9 protein-coding genes are annotated in these 9,889 nt (G+C 45.9%); 3 read left to right on the top strand and 6 right to left on the bottom strand.

Translation table 11 applies throughout. The features are described from left to right. Positions 1-106: 106 nt before the first annotated feature. Positions 107-1,387, bottom strand: coding sequence for an MFS transporter (locus tag V3S16_RS15780; RefSeq protein WP_413886654.1), 1,281 nt, complete (start codon positions 1,385-1,387; stop codon positions 107-109). A gap of 349 nt (positions 1,388-1,736) precedes the next feature. Continuing rightward, positions 1,737-1,928 carry a YwbE family protein gene (locus V3S16_RS15775; protein ID WP_413886652.1) on the bottom strand — a complete coding sequence of 64 codons (192 nt, stop codon included), beginning with the start codon at positions 1,926-1,928 and terminating at the stop codon, positions 1,737-1,739. Positions 1,929-2,237: 309 nt separating this feature from the next. Here V3S16_RS15775 and V3S16_RS15770 point away from each other — a divergent pair, with 309 nt between their 5' ends. Both V3S16_RS15770 and V3S16_RS15765 read left to right on the top strand, forming a co-directional pair. Further along, complete coding sequence (locus tag V3S16_RS15770; protein WP_413886650.1) at positions 2,238-3,710, top strand: HAD-IG family 5'-nucleotidase; 1,473 nt, start codon at positions 2,238-2,240, stop codon at positions 3,708-3,710. Between the two features lie 88 nt (positions 3,711-3,798). Then, the gene (locus tag V3S16_RS15765) at positions 3,799-4,656 is read left to right on the top strand and encodes an aldo/keto reductase (protein ID WP_413886648.1); all 858 of its coding nucleotides are present in this window, start codon (positions 3,799-3,801) and stop codon (positions 4,654-4,656) included. Positions 4,657-4,763: 107 nt separating this feature from the next. Here V3S16_RS15765 and V3S16_RS15760 read toward each other — a convergent pair whose 3' ends face one another. The 3 genes from V3S16_RS15760 to V3S16_RS15750 all read right to left on the bottom strand — a co-directional run bounded on the left by V3S16_RS15760 (position 4,764) and on the right by V3S16_RS15750 (position 7,393). Beyond that, entirely contained in the window at positions 4,764-6,002 is a 1,239-nt protein-coding gene (locus V3S16_RS15760; protein WP_413886646.1) for a tetratricopeptide repeat protein, read from the bottom strand. Between the two features lie 184 nt (positions 6,003-6,186). Next, the gene (locus tag V3S16_RS15755) at positions 6,187-6,573 is read right to left on the bottom strand and encodes a YajD family HNH nuclease (protein ID WP_413886645.1); all 387 of its coding nucleotides are present in this window, start codon (positions 6,571-6,573) and stop codon (positions 6,187-6,189) included. A 226-nt stretch (positions 6,574-6,799) separates the two neighbouring features. Next, positions 6,800-7,393, bottom strand: coding sequence for a DUF2284 domain-containing protein (locus V3S16_RS15750; RefSeq protein ID WP_413886644.1), 594 nt, complete (start codon positions 7,391-7,393; stop codon positions 6,800-6,802). 575 nt (positions 7,394-7,968) lie between these two features. On the opposite strand from V3S16_RS15750, the gene V3S16_RS15745 reads away from it, so the two are divergent. Next, the gene (locus V3S16_RS15745) at positions 7,969-8,835 is read left to right on the top strand and encodes an EamA family transporter (protein WP_413886642.1); all 867 of its coding nucleotides are present in this window, start codon (positions 7,969-7,971) and stop codon (positions 8,833-8,835) included. A gap of 214 nt (positions 8,836-9,049) precedes the next feature. On the opposite strand, the gene V3S16_RS15740 is transcribed toward V3S16_RS15745, so the two are convergent. Continuing rightward, a complete protein-coding gene (locus V3S16_RS15740; RefSeq protein WP_413886640.1) occupies positions 9,050-9,562 on the bottom strand; it encodes a shikimate kinase in 513 nt (170 codons plus the stop codon). Positions 9,563-9,889 lie beyond the last annotated feature (327 nt).

The raw sequence follows: 9,889 nt of genomic DNA, 5'->3' as shown, positions 1-9,889 counted from the left end.
TATTTTTAAAACGTTTTATCTATTATATCAAGATGTTTCTGTGGCCCGACCCCATTTAACATAATTTCCCTGAAATCTCGAACCGCGGTGCTGCCACAAGGGGCGATCAGGAGGTCTCCGGCCGCTTGGGCTTGCGGAGGTAAAACGACAGCAATAGGCAGATGACAATACCGAACAAACAGGCCAAAAAAGCGTTTTTGAACCCCGATAGCGGGTAAAGATCGCCAACGCGGCCAGCCCGATCCAGCATGGCGCCTGTAAGAACCTGAAAAACGGCAACGCCGAGAAACGGTGCCGAGTTGAGCATGCCGGAGGTCAAACCCAGAATTTCCAAAGGTGTGGTCTCCCGGACGATCCCCCACAGCGTACTAATGAATCCACCCGTGGCAATGCCCATCACCAGCAGCACCAGAGAAAGGCCGCCGGCCCCCAACTGACTGAACAAAAATATGATTCCCACCCAGGTAAAGGTATATACAGACAGGATCAAAATCAGGGTGTTTCCCTTATTGAGCGAAAATCGGTCGATCAGCCAGCCCACAACAGGCGCACCGATGATTACGCCCACGGGAATCAGCATGTTCAGCTTGCTGGCAAAGATGTGTTCGATTCCAAGGGCCGCCATCAAAAACGGCGTTGCCCACAGCCCCTGCAAGGTTATCAGGGTGCCGTAAATGCCGAAAAAAATTGTCGCAATGATCCAGAATTGCCCGGAAGTCAACACTTTGACGGCCTTTGTTCTTGAACCCGGATTGCCTCCGGATGCTATGGCATCATTCACCTGAACCGTTTCGGATGGACGAGCGTAATCCCGGGTGAGCAACAGTGTGACAAATGCCAATCCCAGTGTGATCCCACCGATCAGAAAAAATGTGGGCCGCCACCCCCATGAAGCAGCCGCCCAGGCCAGGGGCGTGGTGGCAATCACTGCCCCGAAATTTCCCATGGCCATAAGCAGGCCGATCATGGTGGAAAATTCTTTTTTGCTGAACCACAGGGAGAAAGCCTTGACCGCCGGCACGTACACGCCGCCCACGCCAAGTCCGATAAGCGCCCGTCCCACCGAAGCCCAGCCGATGTTAGGCGCCAGGCCGAAAAGAAAACTTCCTGCTGCGGCCGCCATGCACCAGTAACCGATCACTCGCCGGGGTCCGAGCCGGTCCGACAGGTATCCCACAAGCGGCTGCTCAAAGGCATAGAGATAAAAATACATAGACGACATGAAGCCCAGCGCCGTTGCGTTGGTGTCAAAGGCTTTCAAAAGATCCGAGGCGATGACAGAGGTGGACACCCGGTGGAAATAGGCGAAAAAGTACACCAGGCAGATGACGGCAAAGACTATCCAGCGGTGGGGATCACGGTATGGAGAGCGGGTGTGGTTTTTCATTTAATTTTCCCGGAGTTGATTCCCTTTCCCGCAACGATTTGCGGGCATGGGTGATATTGCACCGAAGCTATCCCTCCAGCGCTCTATGATCTATGGCGCGATTCGTATCCCCGCTTAATACTGCAGAACGCATCAAGGCATTATGGCAAAGGCAAAAAAAGCCTGCCAGCACATACATGGCAGTGCTTTTATTGTCAATGATCAAATTTTATAAAATGCTCGTATTTTTATGGTTTTTGGATATAGAATGTTTGTTTGACTGCGGCAGGGCTTATTTTATAAGCAGGACTAAACCGTAAGGCCGATATCAAAAACAGTGTAACCGGCCCCGATGGGTTTTTACCCCGATTTATAATATTTCTTTGACACGCCCGACTTCGCCACTTTCTAGACGGACCTTAATCCCATGGGGGTGAGTCGGTGATTTGGTCAGGATATCTTTCACCACTCCTTTAGTTAATTTCTCGGTACGCTGATCTTTTTTTAATACGATCTGAACTTGCAGGCCGGGTTTTATTTTTTCACGGTTTGTACCGCTCATGTCTTTAATCTGATTGCCTGGCTGTCGTTAGGAATTTTATAATTTTATCTACGTCCCTGAGATCCTGTATTTCTGTCTATATAGAAAAATTCCCCTGATGGCAAGAGCAGGGCCAAAGAATAATTAAAATACGCCTCCCAAGCAACTTATAAACTAATGTGCGTCCAGAGTCCCATGTACAAACTTTTGAACGGTACCAATAAATTAGAATAGATAAAGGCAAAATCAGAAAGTTGACTTTAAATCGAGATAATGGCAGAATTTTATTCAACACCTTAAATCCAGACTGTAAGAATATTGGAGGGGACTATGACCGATATTTCTTCACTGATCGCAAAACCACCGCATGAGCGAAACATTTTTACAAACCGGACGCTGAACATGCGCTCCATCAGAGTCCTCGGTTACGACATGGACTATACCCTGATCCAATACCACGCCAAGCATTTGGAAAAAATGGCTTATGAACATTTAAAGGAAAAATTACTAGAACTCGGCTGGCCGGTAGATAATCTTTATTATGATCCGGAGATGATTATTCGAGGTCTTGTCATTGACAAGAAACTTGGCAATATCGTGAAACCAAATCGTTTCGGATATATAAAGCGGGCGTACCATGGAACACTGCTGCTGGGTCTTGAAGATATGCGAAAAATTTACTCAAGAACTGTAGTAGATATTCGTGAAAGCCGGTGGGTTTTACTTACCACGCTTTTCGACCTGTCTATTGGCTGCTTATATGCACAGTTAGTGGACAAGATGGACTGCCGTGAGCTTCCAGAAATGTTGGGCTACGCCGGTCTCCAGGAACAGGTGAGCAGAAATTTGGATCTTGCATATGCAAAAGGGTTGCTCAAGGACGAAATTCTCAAAGATCCGGAAAGTTATATCGTCGAGGATGTTGAAACTCCCCTTGCTCTCCTTGATCAGAAGCACGCCGGTAAAAATCTTGTGCTGATCACCGATTCCGATTGGGAATACGTAAAAGCAATCATGGCTTATACCTTTGATCGTCATCTATCGGATGGTTTGAACTGGAAAAATCTGTTTGACATGGTAATCGTTTCAGCAGGAAAACCCAACTTTTTTTTGCAAAAGCAGCCTGCTTTCGAAGTGGTCAATGAACAGGGCTTGTTGAAGCCTGTGGTCGAATCTCTGAAAAAGGGCGGTATCTATGTGGGCGGCCATGCCGGTATGGTAGAAGAAGCTTTCGGACTGGACGGTAGAAAAATCATGTATGTAGGAGACCATATTGAAGCAGATGTCCATGCTTCCGCTAGTATACTCAGGTGGCGTACCGCACTTGTCTTGCCAGAATTAGAGGAAGAGTTGGCCTGCTTGCGCGAATTTCGTGCCAAACAAACCAGTTTGTTGGAAATGATGCGGGAAAAAGTAAGGCTTGAAAATGATGAACTCCAGATTAAGCTTTATGTTCAACGGGCAGAGTTAGGTTATGGTCCGCAATCCCATGTGCCCGTTACAACCCTTTATCAGAAAATTGGAGAACTGTCGAAAAAGATATCCGCTTTGGACAAGCGCATCGGACCTCTGGCAAATAAGGCGTGGAAGATATTTAATCCACGTTGGGGACTTCTTACCCGTGCGGGCTGGGACAAGAGCTATTTTTCCCGGCTCTTAGAAGGATATGCAGATATTTATACCTCCAGAGTGTCCAATTTCCTTTACCGCACGCCCTTTGCACATCTACGTTCCACCAGAACCAGCCTTCCTCATGACGGTGGCATTATCGAAGGGCCAAGCAAGTGGGAAATTGGAGGTTAACGAGAACTATTTGTCATTCTTTTGGCCAAACTGTCAATACCTGGTTCTGAGGACCTGGACATTCATGCCGTATTTAAAGGAAGCACCTATGAGCGCTAACGTTATCGCAACCAAAAATTTTACGGCGTCCGGGCCGCCGGTCACAATGGTCGGGCTTGGCGGTGAAGGCATTCTGCGAACCCACAGGAGAGACGCTCAGGCACGCGAGGTGATTAAAACGGCCGTCAAACAGGGCCTCACCTATTTTGACTGCGCCCGGGTGTATGCCGACAGCGAGGTCTACTACGGATCCTTGTGGCGCGAACATCCGGAGACACGCTCCGGGATTTTTCAGGCCAGCAAATCAGCCCGGCGGGATAAAGACGGTGCGCTGGCAGACCTTGAAGAGACCTTCGAGCGTTTGGGGACCGATTATCTCGATCTGTGGCAAATCCACGATGTCCGCACAGACGATGATCTTAAGGCGATTTCGGGTCCCGGAGGCGCTTTGGAAGCATTCGTTGACGCCAAATCAGCCGGAAAAGTCCGTTATATCGGCGTTACCGGCCACCATGACCCCGCAATCCTGACCCGGGCCGTAGAGCAGTGGCCCGTGGATGCGGTGATGATGCCCGTCAACCCCGTCGAAGGTGTTTTGGGGGGGTTTTTGATAACCACGATGCCGACGGCCCGGGCCAAGGGCATGGCGATCATCGGAATGAAAATTATGGGGGCCGGTCATTACATTGATTTGAAATCCAGGCTAACCCCGGAACTGCTGATCCGGTATGCATTATCCCACGACATTACCGTAGCCATCGTGGGGTGTTCATCCGCCGAGGAAGTTGATACGCTGGCGGACACCGGACGTAATTTCAAACCGCTGTCTGAAGAAGAAAGATCACAGCTTTTAAATGTATTCGAGCCGCATGCCAAGCGCCTGGCGTATTACCGCGGAGTCCTTTAGTCCATTGCTACTATCGAAGGCGTGGCTTGACGATGGTCCTATAAAAATCGGAAATACTACTTAAAAGCTATTATCACGCCGCAGAGACACGGAGGCCGCAGAGAGAATTATCCTTTTCCATTTTCTGCCTGTTGGGCGAATACCCGGAAACGGCGTGCTTCCTCCTCATTTCCCATCGAGGTATATATTCGGCTGATCTTCTGAAAATATAACGTAGCATTTTCCGGATCATCCTGAACCAGGGAAAGATACATTTCCAGAATCGCTGAAGAATGCCGGCCTAAATCAAAGCTGATATCCGCGAATCTTCGTTTGATCAGAGGATCGATGCGGGTATGACAGCTGCGGCACTGATCCATGATTTCGGCATACAGATTCCGGGCGCTTTCAAGGTCTCCCAAGGTCTCCAATGTGCCGGCAAGCGCAATCGCTAGTGGTTCGTTCCATCCGTATGCCTCCATGAGATCCTGATAGAGCGCGGCGGCTTCCGGATGGCTCCCGGCCTGAGACAGGGTTTCGCCACGGAGCAGGACATAGGCCAAAGAGTTTTTAAGGTCATCCTGGCAATTGGCAAGAAGGGCTTCGGCCTGATCAAAGGCCCCCATTTCCCAGTAAACCTCGCAAAGCACCTGATAACCCGGCAGGGCATCCGGATGATGTTGGAGAAAGGTCTCCAGCAAACGGCGGGCTTCATCCAATTTCTCCAGGTTCAGGTAGGCCGTGGCCAGCTCAAGGGGGATAATTGAATCCGGGGCAGGGTTCTCCTCCAAGGCACGGGACAGGTCATCGGCTGCGAGATCAAAGTCTCCCCGGTTCAGCGCGAGATAACCGGTTTTAAAGGACCCTCCATAGGAAAGGTAGGCCTCCTGCACCTCTTCGGGCAGTGCACTGCAGAGTGCCATAAAAGTCTCATCGTCCTGATCACCGGTGTATGTCTCGTCATCGGCGAGGGGAGTCAGGTCAGATTGGGGCACTTCCATTTGAATATCTCCAGCTGTGAGGCGTGCAATCTCCTGCATAAGTTTTTCAACAGCGGATATCAATGCAGGGTCCTGGGTCAAGTCGAGGGCCAATTGAAGAAATTCCCTCGCCTCATCGTAATATTCGGCCTCCATCAAATCTTCACCGGTCTGCCTGTGTTCGTGTGCCAGGGCCCCTTTGGCCTGAACCAGTTTATCCCGAAGCCTTGTTTCTGAAGCATCATCAGACGATGTTTTTTCCAATGCGTCCAGGGCCTTTTCGAATTCAAGCTTCGCCCTGCCCCAATCGGAGGCCTTTAAAAAGACATCACCCCTCTGCTCAGTCTTTTCAGGATCTTGATTGAAAAATGTTTTGAGAAGCCCCATAAGCTCAGAATCCTTTTGTCCTTATCAAGAAAGGAGTTGCAAATGAGTCGATTCAGACAATTATCACAAACCATCTCGCATTGCCAATATCATATCCTCCTGGGCAACATCAGATTAATATATTTCCACAAAAAGTTAAATTGCATGACCGTCCTGGAAATTTCCCGATGCCCTTTCAATCCCTTTACGACTTTTTCTCCTTCAGCAAATCCTTCAGGCTCGCGAACGGCCTGTTGCCGGAACGCGGCTCTTGCCCGCCGTCCGGCGTCTTTTCGTCATACCATTCCGCAACCTGATCCCGCGAATGCTCATTGTCGTGACAGTAGATACACAGCAACTCCCAGTTGCTGCCGTCCGGCGGATTGTTATCGTGGTTGTGATCCTTATGATGGACCGTGAGTTCTCGAACTCTCTTGCCTGAAAATTCGCGCCCGCACAGCGCACAGATCCACGGAAACATCTTGAGCGCTCGCCCCCGATAGGTCTTCTCCCGACGCTCTCGGTCATGCCGAACCTCGGCTATGATATGATCCAGCCTGTCGGACTCAGTGCGCGTCTTCTTCGATGACATGTAGGTACCCTCCAGTCGTTCGGTATAGATTAAGTTTAACGTCGCGAATCCCCATGGAGATATAGTCAAATGTTGTGTACGGCATTAGGCAGCGATCCGGTGCAACCGCGTTGGGTGCCATTAATAAGACAGATAGTACTCTACAGTTGATTCGAACTACCTATAAGATCCATCTGATACAATCAATAGTTCTCTTTCAAATTATAAGAACGATTTTGAAAATCAATCAACCTACCAGTAACAAACCTGTCAAACTCCCTTTCTGCACCGATTCTGGATCACTATTTTTGGTGATTTTATGGATTTCCCAGCCAACATCTCTAACCAGTTTAAATACATTAATTCCAACAGCCTCCATAGATGGTCGAGCTTTATCAGGGTAACGGCAAGTCGCTCCATTTATTAGGGCTTGGCATTGATATTCAGGACAAAAGACCGGTTTACATGATCTAGCTGCAAATCCTTTAGATTTAGAAAAACCAGCTTTTATGGCGAATGCCTCTAACTCAGTGGTAATCTCATAGATTTTTCTAAATGCATTAAATCGCTCTTTAGACAATAAGGTTTTGGTTGAAACGTCGATCTTAAAAAAAATGGCATTTTTGTATTTAGAAAGTAGGTCTCTGAATCTCTGGGGCTTCATAACATGTGGTGGGCAATAAATGCTTTTACCGTAATCTTCACATAGAGGTTCTTTGCAAAAGTCAATAATTTCATCTTCAATAGGAATCTTATTTGTTGAGATGATTTTAGCATCGGATGCGCTAAGGTTACGAACTCTTGCTTTTAAATTATTAAGGGATTGTATAATGCTATTCATGGTTGTCAAAAGGAGATCTGTATTTGAAATATTGAGTCCTATAAGCGTTTAATCCTAACCCGTTCATTTGAAATCTTCGCCTATCTACCCCCAAAAAGACCATTCCCCAAGATAAGTCCGCACAACCGTCAAGAATGAAGATTTATCCTGCCTGTCGGAGTGAAGCGTAGATCCCGACGTCGGGGCCCAGTTAAATTTCTTTTTTATTTATTTAACCAGGGTTAAATTTTTACCCCGTGAAATCCCGCAAGGCCATTTCACGGGGCAAAAGGATCATTTAACTGTTACCTGACCCCCTTGTTTTCCTAACCAACATCATCATGTCAGTACTCCTGACTATATAGAAAAATTCCCCTGATGGCAAGAGCAGGGCCAAAGAACAATTAAAATGCACCCCGGAACTCCAACCATTAAAGAGGTTTCAGAAAGTTATTTGTATGTTTATGGATGTTCCCGCAAAGCCCTATGATGATTTTAAATTATCTTTACTATTGAATCAATAGGCCATAGAATACGGCATGTAGAAATTTACGGAAGCGTTCGTTCTTTGCGCAATAAAGCAGGAGCACCTTTTCATGAACTGGCTGATTTTATCGCTTCTTACCGCTGTAGCCGTCTCCTCCCAGGATGCCTGGGTTAAAAAATTCTTTTCCCGTTTCAGCCCTTATGAGATGTCCATGTATCCCCTCGTGTACAGTTGTCCTTTGTTTGTCATTGCCATTTTTTGGGTTTCAGTGCCGCCCCTTGACGCAACCTTTTTCTGGTGCTTTTTTCTAAGTCTTCCAATCAACGGAATCAGTCTCATTCTTTATATGAAGGCCATCAAAACGTCTCCGCTTTCACTCACTCTCCCATATCTTGCTTTTACACCGACTTTTATGATTTTCACAGGTTATTTATTTCTAGGCGAAGTGCTAAATATTTGGGGAGTTCTCGGAATATTGATTACATGCCTTGGAGGTTATGTTTTAAACCTTGAAACCCAAAGCTGGAATTTTTTCGCTCCCTTGAAAGCTATCTTTAGAGAAACAGGGTCATGGCTTATGCTCATTGTATCCTTTTTGTTTAGTTTCGCCGCAGTAATAGGAAAAAAAGCCATTCTGCATTCATCCGTCCTCTTTTTTACCATCTCTTTCTTTTTGGCGTTAACTCTCTTTTTATTCCTTCTCCTCCGAGTTTTAGGGAAAATACGCCTGAAAACCTTCAAGAACTTACCCGCTAAGGGTATCGTTGCTGGATGTTTGCTTTTTTCCCATGCGCTTCTTCACGGATGGGCAATCTCCATCACCAAAGCCGCATATATGGTTTCAGTAAAACGGTTCAGTGTTCTTTTTGGTATTATTTACGGCGGTTTGATTTTCAAGGAAAAAAATATTATCATCCGCTTTTGCGGAGCCGTGTTCATGCTTGGCGGAGCGGTTTTTATTATGATTAAAGGGTGATAAATCGACTCAAAAAACCAACGATTAATAATTAAGATGCGACCCCGGGACTCCAACCACTAAAGAGGTTTCAGAAAGTTATTTGTATATTTATGGATGTCCCGCAAATCACCATTTACTCCAAATTAAACCAAATGATGACCCCTTTAAAAATAAAAAGTGTAGAATAGAAAAAATATTCCGCACTTTGACAACCTTTCAACCGAATCATTGGTCAGTCATTATTCTTTTGCAAGAACTTCGTTGATATTATCTCTGCTATTTCTTCTTGATCAAGTTTATTGCAATCTATAATAATCTCGGCATATTTATTATAAAGAATTTGTCGTTCATTGTATAAGTCTCTGAATGTTTGGTTCTTTGCTTTTGCTATTCCCCTTGTCGCAAAATTATGAATCCTCTTTTTAATTAATTCGTAGTCTACCTTGAGGAATATTACCTTTGACATATTCAGCAAATGAGCCATGGCTTTTTCACTATAAGCGGCGCTGCCACCAGTTGCGATGACATGATTTTCAATATTTAATTTTAGGATTTCTTGCTCTTCAATTTTTCTTAAAGTTAGGTGATCGCTTTCATCGATAATTTGTTGTAACGATTTTTGTTGGCTGATTTGAATGAGCACATCTGTATCAATGAAACCAAAAGACAAAAACTTTGCAAGTATTATTCCAGTTGTGCTTTTTCCTGCACCAGGCATACCGATAAGTGTTAAATTAGACTTCATATACCTTAATACGTTCTGGATAAAATTATTTTACCGATTTTTCATGGGATTAAAGTTATTTGGTAATAGTTCAGCCACCAAGACACCAAGCCTCTAAGATTATAATATAATTCTTTTTTGGGTAGTGTCCGTAGTCCTTTGTCCGTAGTCAGTTGTTTTCGCAAACACTTACTTCAAGTTTGATAAAGGCTTATAATCCATACTCTTTCTTTGTGCCTTGGTGCCTTAGTGGCCGACCTGTTACCTAAGTTCCAATTGATTGAGCCCTGTGTCTTATTTCAGATGGAGGGCAAAAGCCGGCCGTGAGAAAAAACACCTGATTTTTTA

This window comes from Candidatus Desulfatibia sp., assembly GCF_036446775.1.
Classification (GTDB): domain Bacteria; phylum Desulfobacterota; class Desulfobacteria; order Desulfobacterales; family UBA11574; genus Desulfatibia_A.
This window is presented reverse-complemented; position numbering and strand designations above follow the sequence as displayed.